The sequence below is a fragment of the Curtobacterium sp. MCBA15_004 genome (assembly GCF_001865055.2).
In the GTDB taxonomy this organism is placed as follows: domain Bacteria; phylum Actinomycetota; class Actinomycetes; order Actinomycetales; family Microbacteriaceae; genus Curtobacterium.
Genome location: NZ_CP126266.1, coordinates 696,221 through 713,973, shown reverse-complemented (window position 1 = coordinate 713,973; position 17,753 = coordinate 696,221). Strand labels below are relative to the sequence as shown.

Genomic DNA, 17,753 nt, shown 5'->3' with positions numbered 1-17,753 from the left:
CCCCGGCCCGTCCGGGAGAGGATGGTCGCTACCCGTCGGTATCCGCGGAACGCACCGGGTCGGGAGGGGACCGTGCCGTCGAGGACGATGTCCGACGGCCGGGTCGGTCCGGTGTCCCGGACACCGACGACGAGCGACACGACGAGCGACCACGAGGGGAGGCGACCGGTGCACGGACGGACCGCTGACGACGCCCGGCGCCCGGGGATCCCCGCGCGCGTGCCGTGGCCGATCGTGCAGCGCCGCGAGGAGGACCGTGCGGTGTCGGTCGTGGCGGAGCACCGCTGGAGCGTCGCACTGGTCGGCGCCCCCGGCCTCGGCAAGACCTCGACCGCCGCCCGGGTCACCGACCGGGTCGCCCGTCGCGACCCCTCCGGCCGCACCGTCGTCGTCCCGATCACCGCCGTCGCCTCGGGGCGCGCGATGCCCTTCGGTGCCGTCGCCGACCGCTTCGGGGAGCTCCCCGAGGCCCTCGCCGAGCTGGTGGACGACGCCGCGGCGGCACAGCGGCTCCGCGAGACGACCGACCTGGCGGACCGCGACGTCCTGCTCCGGGTCGACGACGCGGACCACCTCGACGCGATCTCCGCGCGCTACGTCGCGTGGCTCGTCCGCGACCAGGGTGCCCGGCTCGTCCTGACGTGCCGGGACTTCTCGGCACTGTCCGACCCGCTGCGCGCCCTGTGGCAGGACGACCTGCTCGAGCGCATCGACCTCGCGCCGCTCGACCTGCAGGAGACCGGCGACCTCGTGGCGAGCGCCCTCGGTGCCCAGCTCGAGACCGCGTCGACGGAACGCGTGCACCGCGCGACGGCCGGCAACCCGCTCTACCTGCGCGAGGTGGTCCGCGCCGCCCTCGCGTCGGGCGCCCTCGAGCAGACCGCGTCCGGGTGGTACTGGCGCGGCCGGGTCACGGCGTCGAGGAGCCTGGCGGACATGTACCGCACCGAGCTCGGCGCCCTGCCCGAGGACCTGCGCGACGTGGTCGACATCGTCGCGCTCGCCGACCCGATCCCGCTCGGACGCCTGCTCCGGCTCGTGTCCGGCGGCGACGTCGACCGGGTCGTGGGGCTCGGTCTCGTGACCATCGAGACCGGCGAGGACTGCACGCGGGTCGCGAGGCCCTCGCACCCGCTCGTCGGCGAGGTCGTCCGATCCCTGGTCCCGGTCGCCCGGCGCAGCGCCCTGTTCGCGCGCGCCAACGCCTTCCGCGCCGACCAGTCCGAGGGGGCACCGCCCGCCGCCCGGCTCCGCGCGGCACTGTGGGCCCTCGACTGCGGGATCCTGCCCCCGGTGGCGCAGCTGCTCGACGCGACAGAGATCGCCGTCCGCCTGCAGGAGCAGGAGAGCGCGACGGCGCTGGCGTCGGCCGCGCTCGGCACCGCCCTGACCGCCCGGGAGCGGGTCACCGCGCACGTGCTGCGCTCGATCGCGTTCTCGTACAGCACCGGGCGCGAGGCCGGGCGGGTGGACGCCGAGGCCGCGTGGCGGCTCGCCCGGACCCGACCGGCCGAGGTCGGCGACACGATGGTGGTCGAGGCCTGCGAGACGCTGGCGAACATCCGCCAGTTCCACGACGACGACGTGCTCGCCGCGGTCGCGCTGACCGAGACCGCGGCCGGGCTCGTCGGACCGGAGACCGCCGAGCGCCTGCGTCTGCTCCGCCTGGCACACCTCGGCTGGGGCGGCCGGTTCGAGGCCGTCCGCGACGAGGTCGAGCGCTCGGGCGTCCTCGAGCAGCCCACGGTCCCGGTCGCGTTCCTGTGCGTGGCCCCCTGCGCCGTGATGGCACTCGGCACCGCGGGGCGGCTCGACGACGCCCTCGCACTGGGCCGGCGCGCGCTGGCGACCGCGGTCGAGCACGTCGAGGAGGCGCCGTGGAGCGTCGGCGAGGTCGTGTCGGTCCTGCACCAGGTGCAGGTCTGGCGCGGTGACGTCGCGACGATGCTCACCGAGATCCCCGTCCGGCGTGCGAGCCCGTTCCTGAAGTACGACTTCACCCTCGAACTCATCGGCGTCGGCAACCAGGCGCTCGGCAGCCGGCGGTGGGACGACGCCGTGACCGCCTTCTCGGCCGCGTGCGAGCGGTACGACGTCGCCGACCACGGCGGGTTCGCGGCCTACCCGTGGGCACGCCTGGCGATGGCGCTCGCGTACGCCGGACGCACCGACGAGGCCGCCGTCGCGCTCGACCGTGCCCGGACGACGCCGCTCCGCGCGATGCGCATCACCGGGGAGCAGGTCGCGATGTCGATCGCCTGGACCGAGGCGGTGCTCGGGCTCCCGGCGGGACTGCAGCACGCGGACGACATCATCGAGCGCTCGGCGGCGACCGGCGCCTGGGTGCACGTGATGTACGGGCAGGCGTTGCACTACACGAACGACATGATGAACGGGCGCGACGTGACGGGGTCGCTCGCCCGGATGCGCGCCGCCGCCGCACGGGTGGACGGGCCGCTCGCCGCAGCGATCGTCGAGTACGCCGACGCCGTCCGGTCCCGCGACAAGGGTCGGCTCGTCGCCGCGCAGGCCACCCTCGCGACGCACGGCATGGCGGTCTCGGCGGGACGGTTCAAGCCGCCGCTGACGCACCGGGAGTACGAGGTCGCCCAGCTCGCGGCGCAGGGGCTGAGCAACCGGCGCATCGCGGAGTCGCTCGGCCTGTCGGTCCGGACGATCGACGCCCACGTGTCGCGGGTGTTCTCGAAGTGGGACCTGCACGGGCGGTCGGAGCTCGTCGAGATGCTCGGACCGCGCTGAACGGACATCCGGACGCCCACGAGCCCACGTCCGGGCGCTGCCGACACCTGTCGCAGAGCCAGGATCGTGACGCCTCGTCACGCAAACGGGCGCGCGGAACCTGCGGATCGGTTGCGGATTGCAGCACGACGCGCCGCCACGGTTGACAACACGTGTGACACGTCGCGTACCTTGGACCCTGTCGCCGGGTTCGGACCCGTTCGGGTCGGGTCCGAATCCCGGCGACTTCTCACGTTACGCAACCGGTTACGTGCGGCGCATCGGTAGGACCTACCTAAAGCCGTGAGGCAGGCGAACGACCTCGGCGGGCGAGCGGCCTCAGGCCGCGACGCGCACCGGCAGGAACGCCGCCAGGTCGGCCCGCGAGCCGGAGGCACTGACACGTGCCGTCCCGACCGCGTCGGCCCAGCGCAGGTCGCCGGTCGCCAGGGCGAGCCAGGTCGTCGCGTCCATCTCGACGACGTTCGGCGGCGTCCCGCGGGTGTGCCGGGGACCGGGGACCGCCTGCACGGCCGCGAACGGCGGGACCCGCACCTCGACGCTGTTGCCGGGGACGTCGTCGGCGAGCCGCTGCAACGTCCAGCGGACGGCGGTCGCGACGTCGCTCCGCACGGTCGAGCCCTGCTGCACGGCGGCGAGCGCCGCGCGCCCCTCGGCGTCCTCGATCCTCCGCGGTGGCATGTCCACAGGCTAGCCCCCGCTTCGCGGACGGCGTGTCGCCATCGGTAGGGTGATCGGGTGCGAATCCTCGTCCTCGGTTCCGGTGCCCGCGAGCACGCCATCACGACGGCCCTCCTCGCCGAGCAGGCCGGACACGTCATCACGGTGGCCCCCGGCAACGCCGGCATCGCCGCCGACGTCGAGACCGTGTCCCTCGACCCCACGAACGGCGCGCTCGTCGCCGAGTACGCGATCGAGAACGGCGTCGACCTCGTCGTCGTCGGGCCCGAGGCGCCGCTCATCGCGGGCGTCGCCGATCCCCTGCGCACCCGGGGCATCCCGGTGTTCGGCCCCGGCAAGGCCGCCGCGCAGCTCGAGGGCTCGAAGGCCTTCGCGAAGCGCATCATGGCCGAGGCCGGTGTGCCGACCGGGCGTCCGGTGTACGCCGGCACCGTCGACGAGGCCGTCGCGGCCATCGACGAGCTCGGCGCACCCTACGTCGTCAAGGCGGACGGCCTCGCCGCGGGCAAGGGCGTCCTCGTGACCGAGGACCGCCAGGCCGCCGTCGACCACGCGACCTACTGGTTGCAGCACGGCGGCGTCGTGGTCGAGGAGTTCCTCGACGGCGAAGAGGTCTCGTTGTTCTTCCTCAGCGACGGGCACGACGTCCGCGCGCTGAGCCCCGCGCAGGACCACAAGCGCCTGGGCGACGGCGACACCGGGCCGAACACGGGCGGCATGGGCGCGTACTCGCCGCTGCCGTGGCTGACCGAGCGGTGGGCCTCCGAGCGGGCGTTCGTCGACGAGGTCACCGACCTGGTCGCGCTGCCCACCGTCCGCCGGCTCGAGCACGAGGGCACGCCCTTCGTCGGCCTGCTGTACTGCGGCCTGATCGTCACCGAGCAGGGCGTCCGGGTGATCGAGTTCAACGCACGCTTCGGCGACCCCGAGACCCAGGTGGTCCTCCCCCGCCTCGTGACGCCGCTGAGCGAGCTCTTGTCCGCCGCGGCGACCGGGCAGCTCGCGAACGCCCCCGAGCCCGCGTTCCGCGACGACGTCGCCGTGACGGTCGTCCTCGCGAGCGAGGGCTACCCGGAGAACCCGGTGACCGGTCGCGTGATCACCGGTGTCGACGCCGCGAACGCGCGCGAGGGCGTCTCGGTCGCGCACGCCGCCACCGGGGTGCTCGACGACGAGCTCGTCGCGACCGGCGGGCGGGTGCTCAGCGTCGTCGCGACCGGGTCCTCGTTCGCCGAGGCCCGCGAGCGCGCCTACGCCGGGATCGGCGACATCGCGCTCGAGGGCGCGCAGTTCCGCACCGACATCGCCGCGAAGGTCGCCCGGTGACCGCCGCTGCCGGGCTGCCCGGTTGGCGGCACGTCTCCTCGGGCAAGGTCCGCGAGCTCTACGTCCCGGAGGGCACCGCGGACGTGGCGAGCGCCACCGAACTCCTGCTCGTGGCCTCGGACCGGGTGAGCGCCTACGACTTCGCGCTCGAACCCCCGATCCCGGGCAAGGGCGAACTGCTCACCCGGCTCGCGCGCCACTGGTTCGACCTGCTCGCCGACGTCCCGAACCACCTCGTCCCGGACGACGCCGGCGGCACACCCGTGCCCGCCGAGGTCGCCGCGCGGTCGATGCACGTGCTGCCGCTCGACATGTTCCCGGTCGAGTGCGTGGTCCGCGGGTACCTGGTCGGCAGCGGCTGGGCCGAGTACCGCGAGTCCGGCAGCGTCTGCGGCGTCGCACTCCCCCCGGGCCTGTCCGAGGGCGACCGCCTGCCGGAGCCGATCTACACGCCCGCGTACAAGGCGCCGCAGGGCGAGCACGACGAGAACATCTCGTACGAGCAGACCGTCGAGCTCGTCGGCGCCGAGGACGCGGCGACGCTCCGCGACCTGTCGCTGCGGGTCTACGCCGAGGCCGCGGCGATCGCGCTCGAGCACGACGTGGTCATCGCCGACACGAAGTTCGAGTTCGGCCGCGACGCCGACGGGGTCGTCCGGATCGCCGACGAGGTTCTCACGAGCGACTCGAGCCGCTACTGGGACGCCCGCTCCGGGAACCGCACCGACTCGTTCGACAAGCAGATCGTGCGCGACTGGCTCAGCGCGCACTGGGACCGGCAGGGCACCCCGCCGGTGCTGCCCGACGAGATCGTGACGCGGACGGCCCTGCGGTACCGGGAGCTCATCGAGCGCCTGGGCGCCTGACGCGGACCCCGCGCCGCAGGGCGCGGGTCGGGACGGACGGGAGGCCCGTGGCGGGCCCGCCACGGGCCTCCCGTCCGTCCCGGCGCAGCGCAGCGCAGCGTCCGCCGCGGCGCGCGTGGTGCGTGGTGCGCGTGGTGCGCGTGGTGCGCGTGGTGCGCGTGGTGCGCGTGGTGCGCATCAGTCGCGCGCCAGCACCACCACGGTCAGGTCGTCGCCCGGGTCGTGCTCGACGGCACGGGCCCGCACGCGGGCGAGGAACGCGTCGATGTCGGGCTCCTCGCGCCAGAGCGCACCGAGTCGCGACAGCGCGGCGAGCGTCGAGTCCCAGAGCTCGAGCGCGCCGTCGCTCACGACGACGAGCACGTCACCGGGCTCGAGCACGATCGACCCCGACGTCCGCTCGAAGCCGGACGGGTGCAGGCCGATCGGCAGGTCGCTCGACAGGAGGGTCCGCTCGGCACCGTCGGCGCGCATCTGCAGGACCAGCCCGTGGCCGGCGTCGACGAAGTCGAGCTGCCCGGTCGCGGGTGCCAGGCGGGCGTGGAACATCGTCGCGAACGAGCCCGCGCGACCGAGGTCCGGCGCGACCTGCTCGTCGAGGGCGGCGACCACGTGCTCCGGGTCGGCACCGGGCCGCGCGAGGAGGGCACCACGGATCGTCGCGGCGAGAAGTCCCGCGGACATGCCCTTCCCCATCACGTCGGCGACGGTGACGTGCAGGTCGTCCCCGCTCCGGCGCCAGTCGTGCAGGTCGCCGGAGACCACGCCGTGCGGGACGGACATGCCGCCGATGCGGTAGCCGGGCACGCTGATCGGCGTCGGCTGCAGGTTCGCCAGGACGTCGCGGAGCCGGTCCTCGTCGGCGCCCGCGGCGAGCTCGCGCTCCGCCCAGACCCCGAGCTCCTCGAGCAGGGCGAGGTCGTCGGGGTCGAGCGTGCGCGGTGCCGAGTCGACCAGGCAGAGCGTGCCGACCTTGACGGCCTCGTCGCCGACGCGGAGCGGGACACCGGCGTAGAACCGGACGTTGGGGTCGTCGACCACCATGGGCATGTCGGCGTAGCGCTCGTCGGCCCGGGCGTCGGGGACCACGACGGGGCCGGACTCGGACAGCGTGCGCCCGCAGAAGGTGTCGTGCAGCGGGATCGTCGGGCCGAAGAACTGGTCGCTCTGCTGCGAGTGGATCGTCAGGACGTCGGTGCCGGCGAGGTTGAGGAACGAGCCGGAGACGCCGAACGCCTCGCGGGCGATCCGGGTGATGCGGTCGAAGCGCTCCTCGGCGCCGCCCTCGACGACGTCGAGCGCGGCGACGAGGGCCGCGCGTCGCGCGGCCTCGGGCGTGACCGGCGTGGCAGACGCGGTCGGCGTGGCCGGCGCGGCTGGGCCGACCGGCGTGGCCGGCCCGGCTGATCTGTCGGGTTCGGCTGATCCGGCCGGTTCGGCCGATCCGGTTCGTTCGGCTGATCCGGTTCGTTCGGCTGATCCGGTTCGTTCGGCGGAGGTTGGTGAGGTCCCCTGGTGCATGCCGTCAACGGTATCGCGGCGCGGGCGGCGTGCTCGTCCCCAGTCCGGAGGACCCCGCGCTGGGTATCCGCCGAACGCGGGCTGGACCCGGGGAGGAGTCCGGGGTCGGAGTCGGGGCGGCACCGGGCGCGTCCGGGCCCGCACCCGGCCGTCGGGCTGCGCCCCGCGGCGTACGCTGGCCGGGTGTCCCGTGGCCCCTCGTTCCTCCGTCCCGTCCTCGCGGTGACGGTCGTCGCCCTCACCGGGCTGTCGCTCACGGGCTGCGGGGCACACGACTCGACCGGGCAGATCACGGTCACGGTGTCGGCGGACGCCGCGCAGCACCCCTACGAGGTGCAGGTCTACGCGGCGACCGGCAAGCTCTCCGAGCACCAGCGGGTGTTCCCGGGCGGGACCGCCGACTTCGCCGGGGTGCCGCTCGGCGCGGTCACGGTCCGTGCGCGCGACCTGTGCCCGGTCGAGACGACGGTGTCGAACGACGACGTCGCGACGGTCACGCTGGCGACGACGGGCTGCTGACGGCGCGCTGCTGACGCCGGGCCGTCGCGGCTCGCCCGGTCGGGGGCGGTCAGGACGCCGCGGGCTGGGCCGGCTCGAGTGACCACGCCGTCACGCTCACGGTCGTGCGCGCGACCACGTCGAGGTCGACCGGCCAGGACCCGCGACGGTCGCCCGGGAACGAGGCGGCCCACAGCGTGCGGGTGACGAGCGCGTCCGAGGTGCCCCCGGCACCCCAGCCGAGCGTCGTCACGGCGGACGCCCCGGCCGGCAGTTCGAACCGCGTGGGCCCGGGGTCGGCCGCGAGGTACGAGCCCCCGTGCTCCACCGTGACGTCGAGCTCGTGGCCGTTCTGGTCGGCGAACGCCACGTCGGGGTAGCCCTCGACGACGCACGGGGCATCGGTGGAGTTCGTCAGCCGGAGCGTCTGGCTGCGGTGCCCGAGTCCCGCGCCCGGATCGCCGAGCAGGAGCATCGCCTGGTCCTCGGTGCACCACGACGGGTCGCGCTCGGTGTCGGAGCCGGGCGCTGCGGTCGGGACGGGGGTGCCCTCCGCGTACGGGTCGGGCAGGGCGCCGTCCGCCGGGTCGGCGCCCTCGGCACGCGCGGCGTCCTGCACCGAGGCGACCCGTGCAGCCCGCAGCCCGGCCGTGCCCGAGCCCACCACAGCAGCCGCGGCCACGACCGCGACGAGGACGGTGCCGAGGCGCGCGGAGCGGCGACGCGGTCGCCCGGCACCCGCGGCACGGGACGACCGTGCTCCGGTGCCCGACTCGGCGGCGCCCGACCCCGCGGGTGCGACGGCGCGCCGGACGAGCAGCGCCGGCAGCCACCCCTGCACGAGGCCCCACCACGCCCCGGTCGCGGCCTGGGTGCCGAGTCCGTCGGCGACCATGCGGAGTCGGGGTGCCGGCAGGTTGCCGACGATCGTCGCGAGGTCGACGGTGAGGCCCGCGACCGCGGCGGCGACCACGACCGCGAACCAGGCGACGACGAACCGTGCGGTCCGGTCGGTCGAGCGGTCGGCCAGGGGCAGCACGAGCCGGACCACGACGGCCAGGACCAGCGCCGCCAGCACGGTCTCGGCGACGCCCCACCCGACCGGCTGGACCCACGGCGAGAACGGCAGGGTCGCCGGCAGGACCGCGGTGACGCTGCTCGGCAGGAGGCTGTGCCAGGTCAGTGCGACCCCGAGGGCGCCGCTCAGCGTCCACAGGACGGCTGCCGCCACGGGGACTGCGACGAGGGCCGTGCGACCGGAGGCGGTGCCCGGGCTGCGCCGACGTCCGGGGCGGCCGTCCCCCGGCGCGGTCTCGTCCCCCGGTGCTGCCTGGTCCCCCGGTGCTGTCCCGGCGTCGCCACCGTCGTTGCGTGCGTCCACGTGCGTCCCCTCCCGATCGCCGGACGATCCTCGCACAGGTGCGCCGGGTGCCCGTCCGCCGCAGCAGCAGCAGCGAGGGTGGCCGCCGGGCACGCCGTCAGCGCGTCAGCGGGTCAGCGCGTCAGCGGGTCAGCGGGTCAGCGCGTCAGCCGATCTGTGCGTCAGCAGATCAGTGCGTCAGCAGCACCTTCACCGCGCCGATCGCGAACGCGACCGCCGCGAGCACGATGCCGCCCCAGAGCCCGAGGAACGACGGCCGCCGACCGCTGAAGCGCTGCAGGAACACGCCGACGAGCCCGATGCGGACGACGAGGATCACGATCGCCGCGGTCTGCGCCCACTGCGCCGGCAGCCACCCCGCCCACGCGGCGGCGTAGAGGACGGCCGGGATGAGCCCCGAGGTCGCGATCGGGTTCGCGTCGCGCAGGATCGCCCCCACGGTCTCGCGGTGCTCCTCGTCGTCGCCGGTGTCCCCGATCGCGTGCGCGACGACGTGGGACAGCACGTGCGCCAGGTAGGTCAGCACCGCGGTCGCGAGGACCGTGAGCACCGCGGCGCCGTGCTCGATCTGCTCCGGCGAGGCCGCGATCGCGACGGCGAGCACCGTGATGTTGCCGTAGATGTAGGACGACATCCGGTCGCGCAGCCGCTCCACCGGGAACGTCGCGGGGTCCGGCCCTCGGCGACGAGCGGGGTCGGACGGGCGGCGGCTGGGTCGGGGCACGTCCCCATCCTGCCCGCCACGCGGCGCCGTGCGCCGTCGGGACGCCGGGTGCGGTGCCAGGCTGGGTGGGTCGGCGCACGGTCGCGCCGACCAGACGGGAGGCACGACACATGTCCCAGCGACCACTCGCCCTGGTGACCGGGGTCGGCCGTCGCGCCGGCATCGGCGCCGCGATCGCGACGCGACTCGCGTCCGACGGCTGGGACCTCGCCCTGTCCTGGTGGGGTCCGTACGACGCACGCGTGCACGGCGGGGCCGACCCCGACGGGGTGGACGCGGTCGTCGCGGAGGCCGAGCGTGCCGGGGCACGCGTGACGCGCCTCCCGGTCGACCTGGCCGACCCGGAACAGGCGGCCGCGCTCGTGGACCGCACCGAGGCGGAGGCGGGCGCACCCGTGACCGCCGTCGTCATGTCGCACTGCGAGTGCACGGAGTCCGACTACGCGTCGACCACGGTCGAGTCGTTCGACCGGCACCTGGCCGTGAACGTGCGGGCACCGTTCCTCATCGTGCAGGCGTACGCGCGCCGGTTGCGCGAGGGTGCCGACGCACCGGTCGACCGGCGGCGCGTGGTGGCGCTGACGAGCGACCACGTCGGCTACAACCTGCCGTACGGCACGAGCAAGGGCGCGCTCGACCGGCTGATGGTCGGTGCCGCGCAGGAGCTCGGTGACGTGCACGTCAGCGCGAACGCCGTGAACCCGGGGCCGAACGACACGGGGTGGATCACCGACGAGATCCGCGAGGCGGTGGTCGCGCAGACGCCGCTCGGACGTCCCTCGACGCCGGGCGACACGGCGGCGCTGATCAGCTTCCTGCTCGGGCCCGAGGGCGGCTGGGTGAACGGGCAGCTGCTCAAGACGGACGGCGGGTTCAGCGCGCGGTAGGTGCGGGGCCGCGGTGGTCGGGTCCGGACCGCGACAATTTGGTTGACGCGTCAACCAAATCGGCGCACACTGGGGTCATGCACACGCAGGACCTCCTCGCCGCGGACACCGGGATGGGCGCCGTGACGCTCCGGGTCGCCGACCTCGACACGATGGTCGCGTACTACCGCGACGGTGTCGGGCTGCGCGTCCTGACCGAGGACGGCGGCGTCGCGGTGCTCGGCCGCGGCACGACGCCGATCGTGGTCCTCGAGCACGCGCCGGCCATGCGCCACGCGGCCCCGCACGAGGCCGGCCTGTTCCACACCGCGATCCTGTTCGACACCCGGGCCGACCTCGCCGCCGCGCTGTACTCGGTCGCGACGAAGTACCCGCAGACCTTCACGGGCAGCGCCGACCACCTGGTGAGCAACGCCTTCTACTTCCAGGACCCCGAGGGCAACGGCGTCGAGCTGTACTGGGACCGGGACCGGACCGAGTGGTCGTGGACGCACGGCATGGTCGAGATGGACACGATCTACGTCGACCCGAACGCGTTCGTGCAGGAGCACCTGACCTCGGTTGCGCTCGAGTCCGCGGCCGCCCGCCCCGGTCGGGTCGGGCACGTGCACCTGTCCGTCGGGGACGTCGCCACCGCGAAGGCGTTCTACGTCGACCGGTTGGGCTTCGCGACGACCGCGGCGATGGGCGACCAGGCGCTGTTCGTCAGCGCGGGCGGCTACCACCACCACATGGCGATGAACACGTGGAACTCCCGCGGGGCCGGACGGCGACAGCAGGCACTCGGGCTCGGGCTCGTCCGGATCCAGGTGCCCGGGGCGGATGACCTCGGCGCCCTCGTGGCCCGGATGCACGAGGGCGGGGTGCAGACCGCGGACGACGGGCGGACCGTGGCGTTCGAGGACCCGTGGGCGAACCGCATCGAGGTGACCGCGCCCGGCCGGGGCTGAGCGGGCGGGGTTCGGGGGCCGGGGAGTCGGGCGGCCGGGTGTCGGGCGGGCGGGTGTCGGGCGGGCGGCTGTCGGGGGGGGCAGGTGTCGGGCGGGCAGGTGTCGGGCGGGCGGGTGTCGGGCGGACGGGTGTCGGGCGGGCGGGTGTCGGGCGGGCGGGTGTCCGGCGGACGGGTGTCGGGCGGGCGGCTGCCGGGCGTGCAGGTGTCGGGCGGGCGACTGTCATGCGAAAGCGACAGATCCCGCCGCCCAGCCCCCGAGGCTCCCGCAAAAGCGACAGATCCCGCCCGACTGTCGGCGGCGATCTGTCGCTTTCGCGAGGGGCCCACGCGGGAGACGACGGGGCCGGGAACCGCCGGGCAGAACGGGCTGTGGCCCCGGCGCCGCGCAGCCGCACCCGGCAGGATGGGCGCGTGACTGACGACATCCGGTGGGAGGTGGTCGAGGAGAGCGCACTGTCGCTCCCCGACCACGAGGCGATCGCGGCGATGCTGGGGCAGGCGTTCCCCGACTGGTCGCACTGGTACGTGGGCGGCCGGGACTACGCCGGCATGCAGCCCGAGCGACGGGTCGTCGGCCGGGACGCGGACGGGGTCGTGCTCGCCCACCTCGGGATCCGCCGCATGTTCGTCACGGTCGGCGGCGAGGACGTCCTGGTCGGCGACACCGGCATCGTCGCCGTCGCGCCCGGCCTGCAGGGAACCGGGGTCGGCCGCGAACTGCTCGACCGCGCGCACGCCGTGCTCGATGGCCTCCGGGTCCCGTTCGGGCTCCTCGGCGCCGGCGAGGACCGCATCCCCTTCTACGCGCACATGGGCTGGCACGAGGTCGAGGGTGCCGTCGGGACGTTCTCGGCCTTCACGGCCGACGGGGTGGGCGTCACCGAGACCGAGCAGGGCGGGTGGATGATCCGCCCCGTCGCCGCGCGGCTCGAGGACTGGCCGATCGGCGAGATCCTGCTGAACGGACAGCAGGTCTAGCTCGAGGACGGGGCCGACCCGCGTCGCTCTGGACCCGGCGGGACGACGGACGGGAGGCGCGGTGCCAGCCGGCACCGCGCCTCCCGTCCGTCGTGTGGCTGACTACGCCTCGACCGCGACCTGCTCCGGCTGCTCGTTCGAGCCCGGGGCGCTCGGCACCACGGCCGCGCGCACGCGCGCGCCGAGGTCCGGGTCCACGTTCGTCCAGTAGGCGAACACCCGCTCGCGCAGGTCGTCGCGCGTCACCTTCGAGACGTGCCCGGCGATGTTGCCGACCAGGCGCTCACGGGCGGCGTCGTCGAGGACCTCGCGGTAGAGCGTCCCCGCCTGGCCGAAGTCGTCGTCCTCGGGGTGGAGCGTCGCGGCGGAGCGCTGCAGCGCGCCGTCGGACTCCCAGCCCGGCGCCTCGTCCGAGGCACCCTCGGCAGCGTGCGCGCCACCGAGCGAGTTCGGTGCGTACACCGGGACCTCGGACTTCTGGAAGTCGAAGCGCATCGCACCGTCCTTCGAGTACGAGTGCACCTCGTTCTTCGGCGCGTTCACCGGCAGCTGCGCGTGGTTCGTGCCCACGCGGTAGCGGTGGGCGTCCGCGTAGCTGAAGATGCGCGCGAGGAGCATCTTGTCCGGGCTCGCCGCGATGCCGGGCACGAAGTTCGACGGGGCGAAGGTCGCCTGCTCGATCTGCGCGAAGTAGTTCTCCGGGTTGCGGTTGAGCTCCATCGTGCCGACCTCGATGAGCGGGTAGTCCGCGTGCGGCCACACCTTCGTCAGGTCGAACGGGTTGAAGCGGTAGCTCTCAGCGTCCGCGTACGGCATGACCTGCACCTTGAGGGTCCAGCGCGGGAAGTCCTGGCGTTCGATCGCGGCGTGGAGGTCGCGGATGTGGAAGTCGGCGTCCTCACCGGCGATGCGGTCGGCGTCCTCCTGCGTCAGGGTCTTGTGGCCCTGCTCCGTGAGGAAGTGGTACTTCACCCAGAAGCGCTCGCCCTCGGCGTTGATCCACTGGTAGGTGTGCGAGCCGAAGCCGTCCATCTCGCGCCAGCTCGCCGGCAGACCGCGGTCGCCCATGAGCCACGTCACCTGGTGCGCCGACTCCGGCGACAGGGTCCAGAAGTCCCACTGCATGTCGTGGTCGCGCAGGTGCGAACCCGGCAGGCGCTTCTGCGAGCGGATGAAGTCGGGGAACTTGATGCCGTCACGGATGAAGAACACCGGGGTGTTGTTGCCGACGAGGTCGTAGTTGCCCTCGCTCGTGTAGAACTTCAGCGCGAAGCCGCGGGGGTCGCGCCAGGTGTCCGGGGAGCCCTGCTCGCCGGCGACGGACGAGAAGCGGGCGAGCATCTCGGTGGTCTGGCCCGGCTGCAGGAACGCGGCACGGGTGTACTTGCTGACGTCCTGCGTGACGGTGAAGGTGCCGAAGGCACCGCCACCCTTGGCGTGGACGACGCGCTCCGGGACGCGCTCGCGGTTGAACTGCGCGAGCTTCTCGACCAGGTAGTGGTCGTGGAGGGCGAGGGGGCCGTCGGCCCCGACACCCATCGAGTGCTGGTCGCTCGAGACGGGAGCCCCGCTGTTGGTGGTGGTGGTGGGCGTGTTCTGGTCGGACACGGTTCCTCCTCGGAGGGTTGGTTCGGTCAGGGGTGCTCGGGTTGGTCTGTGGAGTACCGCACGCTGCCTCCGTGGGTAGCGGGTGCAGCGGGGTGCGGCCTGGGTACGCGCTGGTCGGTTCCTGCGGATCGGTGCAGCCGGGAGGCCCGGGTGCGGTCCGGCGGTCAGCCTGCGGCGGGCGCGGGGTCGGGTCGGGCGGCGGGGCCGCGGTCGGGGTGCTGGTGGTCGGCCGGGTGCGTCGGCCGCTGGTCGGCCGGGGCCGGCTGTTGCCGGCCGGTGTCGTCCTGGTCTGTGTCGTGCTCGTCGGTTCCGTCGCGCTCGGCGGCGGCGCAGGCCTCGCAGATGCCCCAGTAGGTGACCTCGGCCGTCGTCACGGCGAAGCCGTGCGTCTCGGAGGGCGTCAGGCACGGGGCGTGTCCCACGGCGCAGTCGACGTCCTGCACCGCACCGCACAGGGTGCAGACGACGTGGTGGTGGTTGTCGCCGGTGCGCCGTTCGAAGCGCGCGGGACTGCCCGCCGGTTCGATCCGTCGCACGAGCCCCGCGCCGGTCAGGGCGTTGAGGACCCCGTACACCGCCTGGTGGCTCGTCGTCGGGAGCTCGGCGGACACCGCGGTGAGGACGTCGTCCGCGGTGGCGTGCGGCATGGTCCCGACCGTGCGCAGGACCGCCAGGCGCGGTGCGGTCACACGGAGACCCACACCACGGAGGACGCCCGCGTCGTCGTGCTCGCTCATGACACCTCCGCTTTCCTTGCATCGATCAAGACAACCGTAACCCTAGCGGACCGAGGTCGGAGGGGAGCGAATCGACCCGCGTGTCGGCCGGTCGCCCGCGACCCGCTCCATTCGCTGGCGGACGCGCCACTCGGCGACGCATGCCGACACCGGCATGCGATGTGTAACGGTCCGGACGCGATCGCCTGGGACGGCGGTGGGAGTCGCCGATCGGCCGGTACCGTCCCCCTCATGTCCACGAAGCAGGGTCTGCCGGCACCGGCGACGAGCGCTCAGGACGTCCGGGGGATCATCGCGCAGCGGGACCTGGTCGTCGACCTCATCAGGACGGCCTGCGTCGTCCTCGTCGTCGTCGTGCACATCACGATGGTCGGCGTCGCCGTCGGGCCCGAGGGGGTCGCCGTGACGAGCCCCCTGCAGGAGGCGTCCTGGTACGTCGGGGCCACGTGGGTGGGCCAGGTCATGCCGCTGTTCTTCGTCGTCGGGGGCTTCGCGAGCATCACCGGGTGGCGCAGCACCGTCGCCCGTGGCGGTGGCGCCCGGGACTTCCTCGCCACACGGCTCGTGCGGCTCTACCGTCCCGCGGTCCCCCTGTTCGTCTTCCTCACGCTCGGGCTCGGCATCGCGACGCTGCTCGGCACACCGGGCGACCTGCTCGCCGAGGTCGCGTTCGGGATCGGTTCGCCGCTGTGGTTCCTCGCCGCGTACGGCATCACCCAGTGCTGCATCCCCGTCATGGTCCGCCTGCACGAGCGGGCGCCGTGGTGGACACTCGCCGGGCTCCTCGGGCTCGCCGTCGCGGTCGACGGGCTCCGCTTCGCGACCGGGGTCGCCGAGGTGGGACTCCTCAACCTCGGGCCGGTGTGGCTGTTCGCGCAGCAGCTCGGCTTCCTCTGGGCCGACGGCTGGTTCGCCCGGCGGTCGCGCGTCGGCCTCGCCGTGGTCGCGGTCGCCGGGTACGTCGCGCTCGTCCCGCTCACGTCGGTCGGGCTCTGGGCGCCGGACTTGCTGCAGGACCTCAACCCGCCGATGCTCCCGCTCGCCCTGCTCGCGATCGCGCAGGCGTGTCTCGTGCAGCTCGTGCACGCGCCGCTGACCCGGCTCATGCGGACCCGTGCGGCACAGGGGGCGGTCTTCGTGCTCGGTCGCGACGGCATGACGATCTACCTGTGGCACCTGCCGCTGTACATCGCACTGACCGGGATCGCCCTGCTCGTCGGGGTCCCCTTCCCCGACCCGGGCTCGGGCACCTGGTGGGCGACGCGGCCGATCGCCCTCGTCGTCGTGCTGGCCGCAGCGCTCGGCGTCGCGCGAGCCCTCCGCTGGTTCGACCGACCGCTGGCCCGACTGGCCCCGGGTGCGGACCGACCCGCGTGGCCCGTACTCGTGGTCGCGGCGCTCTGCACGATCGGCCCGGCGTTCGTGGTGATGCAGTTCCACCTGTCGCTCGCCGCAGCACTGCTCGGCGTCGTGGCGATCCCGGTCGGCGTCTGGCTGCTCGGGCGCACCGTGCCGGCGGTCGGCGTGCAGCGCATCTGAACCGATCCTCACCGGTGGGGACCCCGGCGCGGGTCACTCTGGGGCCTCCCGGGCGGAGGATGACGGGGCACCACCCGTCACGCCGCCAGGAGGCACCCCACGCCCGAGCCCACCGAGTTCTGGAGCACGTGGCAGCTCGACCCGCTGGCCCTCGTGCTGCTGCTCGTCGGTGCCGTCGCGTACGGGTCGTGGCTCGTCGGCGCCCGCCGCCGCGGTGCCCGGTGGTCCCCCTGGCGGACCCTGTCGTTCGTCCTGGCCCTCGCCCTGTTCGGCGTGCTGCAGTTCGGGATCGTGGGGCGGTACGACCAGGCCCTCCGCTGGGCGTTCACGCTCCGGCTGGCCCTGCTGTTCTTCGCCGTGCCGACCTTCGCCGCCCTGGCCGCGCCGGTGTCCCTGCTCCGGGTCGGCGGGCCCCCGCGACTCGCACGGGCTGCCGACCGGGTGATGCACTCCCGGCCGGTCCGTGTCGCGGGCAACGCGATCGTCGCGCCCGTCGTGGGACTCGTGCTCTTCGCCGTCCTGCTCACCCCGCTCGCCGCGACCATCCGCGAGTCGTCGGTGTGGGCCGTGGCGATCACCGTCCTCGTGCCCGTCCTGGGCTTCGGCCTGCTCGCGCCGCTGTCCGAGCCGGGTGTGCTGCGGAGCTCGACCTTCGTGACCGTGGAGTTCCTGCTCGCGTTCGTGGAGCTGCTGCTCGACGCCGTCCCGGGCATCGTGCTCCGCGTCTCGAACCACGTGCTGGACGGGTCCCTCGTGCAGGTCGTGGGGCAGCCCTGGTTCCCCACTCCCCTGCGCGACCAGCACCTGGCGGGTGACCTGCTCTGGTTCATCGCCGAGGTCGCCGACGTCCCCGTCCTGGTCATGCTCTTCATCCGGTGGCAGCGGACCGACCGCCGCGAGGCTCGTTCGGTCGACGCCCTGTCCGACGAGGAGATGGACGCCCTGACCCGCGAGCACCTGCAGCGCCGCGGGTAGGGGCCGCGGGGTTGCCGGGCGGGAGCAGGGTCGGGCGACCGCGTCCCGGCGGACGCCGAACGACATCGCGGTCGTCGAACGACAGCGGCGATGACGCATCTCTGCCCCGGGCCACGACTCCCGAGCCACCGACGCCATCCGCGCCGGCTCGAACGACATCGCGGTCGTCGAACGACAGCGGAGATGACGCTCGCGGCACCACCCGGCACCCGCTCAGCGCGCGGCCAGGCGCGTGCGACATCGCGGTCGTCGAACGACAGCGGAGATGACGCTCGCGGCACCACCCGGCACCCGCTCAGCGCGCGGCCAGGCGCGTGCGA

At 74.1% G+C, this 17,753-nt stretch carries 14 protein-coding genes and 1 pseudogene; 9 read left to right on the top strand and 6 right to left on the bottom strand.

Features of this window, described 5'->3' with window-relative positions:
- Nucleotides 1-87: 87 nt before the first annotated feature.
- Nucleotides 88-2,760, top strand: a complete 2,673-nt coding sequence (locus QOL16_RS03380) for a LuxR family transcriptional regulator (protein WP_071284826.1) — start codon at nucleotides 88-90, stop codon at nucleotides 2,758-2,760.
- 318 nt (nucleotides 2,761-3,078) lie between these two features.
- Here the strand turns inward: QOL16_RS03380 and QOL16_RS03375 are convergent, their stop codons facing one another.
- Nucleotides 3,079-3,441, bottom strand: a complete 363-nt coding sequence (locus tag QOL16_RS03375) for a sterol carrier family protein (RefSeq protein WP_065963736.1) — start codon at nucleotides 3,439-3,441, stop codon at nucleotides 3,079-3,081.
- Nucleotides 3,442-3,498: 57 nt separating this feature from the next.
- Between QOL16_RS03375 and purD the strand changes: the two genes are divergently transcribed.
- Nucleotides 3,499-4,767 (top strand): phosphoribosylamine--glycine ligase, encoded by a 1,269-nt coding sequence (purD, locus tag QOL16_RS03370; RefSeq protein WP_065963715.1) that lies wholly within the window; start codon nucleotides 3,499-3,501, stop codon nucleotides 4,765-4,767.
- A complete protein-coding gene (locus tag QOL16_RS03365; RefSeq protein WP_065963718.1) occupies nucleotides 4,764-5,633 on the top strand; it encodes a phosphoribosylaminoimidazolesuccinocarboxamide synthase in 870 nt (289 codons plus the stop codon). The genes purD and QOL16_RS03365 overlap by 4 nt, the downstream gene beginning before the upstream one ends.
- 177 nt (nucleotides 5,634-5,810) lie before the next feature.
- Here QOL16_RS03365 and QOL16_RS03360 read toward each other — a convergent pair whose 3' ends face one another.
- A complete protein-coding gene (locus QOL16_RS03360) occupies nucleotides 5,811-7,154 on the bottom strand; it encodes a PP2C family protein-serine/threonine phosphatase (RefSeq protein WP_071284825.1) in 1,344 nt (447 codons plus the stop codon).
- Between the two features lie 183 nt (nucleotides 7,155-7,337).
- Between QOL16_RS03360 and QOL16_RS03355 the strand changes: the two genes are divergently transcribed.
- Nucleotides 7,338-7,673, top strand: coding sequence for a hypothetical protein (locus QOL16_RS03355; RefSeq protein WP_065963723.1), 336 nt, complete (start codon nucleotides 7,338-7,340; stop codon nucleotides 7,671-7,673).
- 49 nt (nucleotides 7,674-7,722) lie between these two features.
- Here the strand turns inward: QOL16_RS03355 and QOL16_RS03350 are convergent, their stop codons facing one another.
- Together QOL16_RS03350 and QOL16_RS03345 are read right to left on the bottom strand one after the other, a co-directional pair.
- A complete protein-coding gene (locus QOL16_RS03350) occupies nucleotides 7,723-9,033 on the bottom strand; it encodes a DUF4232 domain-containing protein (RefSeq protein ID WP_071284824.1) in 1,311 nt (436 codons plus the stop codon).
- A gap of 169 nt (nucleotides 9,034-9,202) precedes the next feature.
- Complete coding sequence (locus QOL16_RS03345; RefSeq protein ID WP_139197548.1) at nucleotides 9,203-9,757, bottom strand: hypothetical protein; 555 nt, start codon at nucleotides 9,755-9,757, stop codon at nucleotides 9,203-9,205.
- Nucleotides 9,758-9,867: 110 nt separating this feature from the next.
- On the opposite strand from QOL16_RS03345, the gene QOL16_RS03340 reads away from it, so the two are divergent.
- The 3 genes from QOL16_RS03340 (at nucleotide 9,868) to QOL16_RS03330 (ending at nucleotide 12,574) form a co-directional block, all read left to right on the top strand.
- On the top strand, nucleotides 9,868-10,644 hold the full coding sequence (locus QOL16_RS03340) for an SDR family oxidoreductase (protein WP_071284823.1): 777 nt from the start codon (nucleotides 9,868-9,870) through the stop codon (nucleotides 10,642-10,644).
- A gap of 77 nt (nucleotides 10,645-10,721) precedes the next feature.
- Nucleotides 10,722-11,594: a VOC family protein gene (locus tag QOL16_RS03335; protein WP_071284822.1), complete on the top strand. Its 873-nt coding sequence runs from the start codon at nucleotides 10,722-10,724 to the stop codon at nucleotides 11,592-11,594.
- 413 nt (nucleotides 11,595-12,007) lie between these two features.
- Nucleotides 12,008-12,574, top strand: coding sequence for a GNAT family N-acetyltransferase (locus QOL16_RS03330; RefSeq protein ID WP_305411338.1), 567 nt, complete (start codon nucleotides 12,008-12,010; stop codon nucleotides 12,572-12,574).
- Between the two features lie 102 nt (nucleotides 12,575-12,676).
- On the opposite strand, the gene QOL16_RS03325 is transcribed toward QOL16_RS03330, so the two are convergent.
- Entirely contained in the window at nucleotides 12,677-14,182 is a 1,506-nt protein-coding gene (locus QOL16_RS03325; RefSeq protein WP_071285165.1) for a catalase, read from the bottom strand.
- A 311-nt stretch (nucleotides 14,183-14,493) separates the two neighbouring features.
- Nucleotides 14,494-14,919: pseudogene (locus QOL16_RS03320) on the bottom strand (Fur family transcriptional regulator); the annotation flags it as partial.
- A 231-nt stretch (nucleotides 14,920-15,150) separates the two neighbouring features.
- On the opposite strand from QOL16_RS03320, the gene QOL16_RS03315 reads away from it, so the two are divergent.
- Entirely contained in the window at nucleotides 15,151-16,458 is a 1,308-nt protein-coding gene (locus QOL16_RS03315) for an acyltransferase (protein ID WP_071248632.1), read from the top strand.
- A gap of 153 nt (nucleotides 16,459-16,611) precedes the next feature.
- Entirely contained in the window at nucleotides 16,612-17,433 is an 822-nt protein-coding gene (locus QOL16_RS03310; RefSeq protein WP_254780310.1) for a cytochrome c oxidase assembly protein, read from the top strand.
- Nucleotides 17,434-17,753 lie beyond the last annotated feature (320 nt).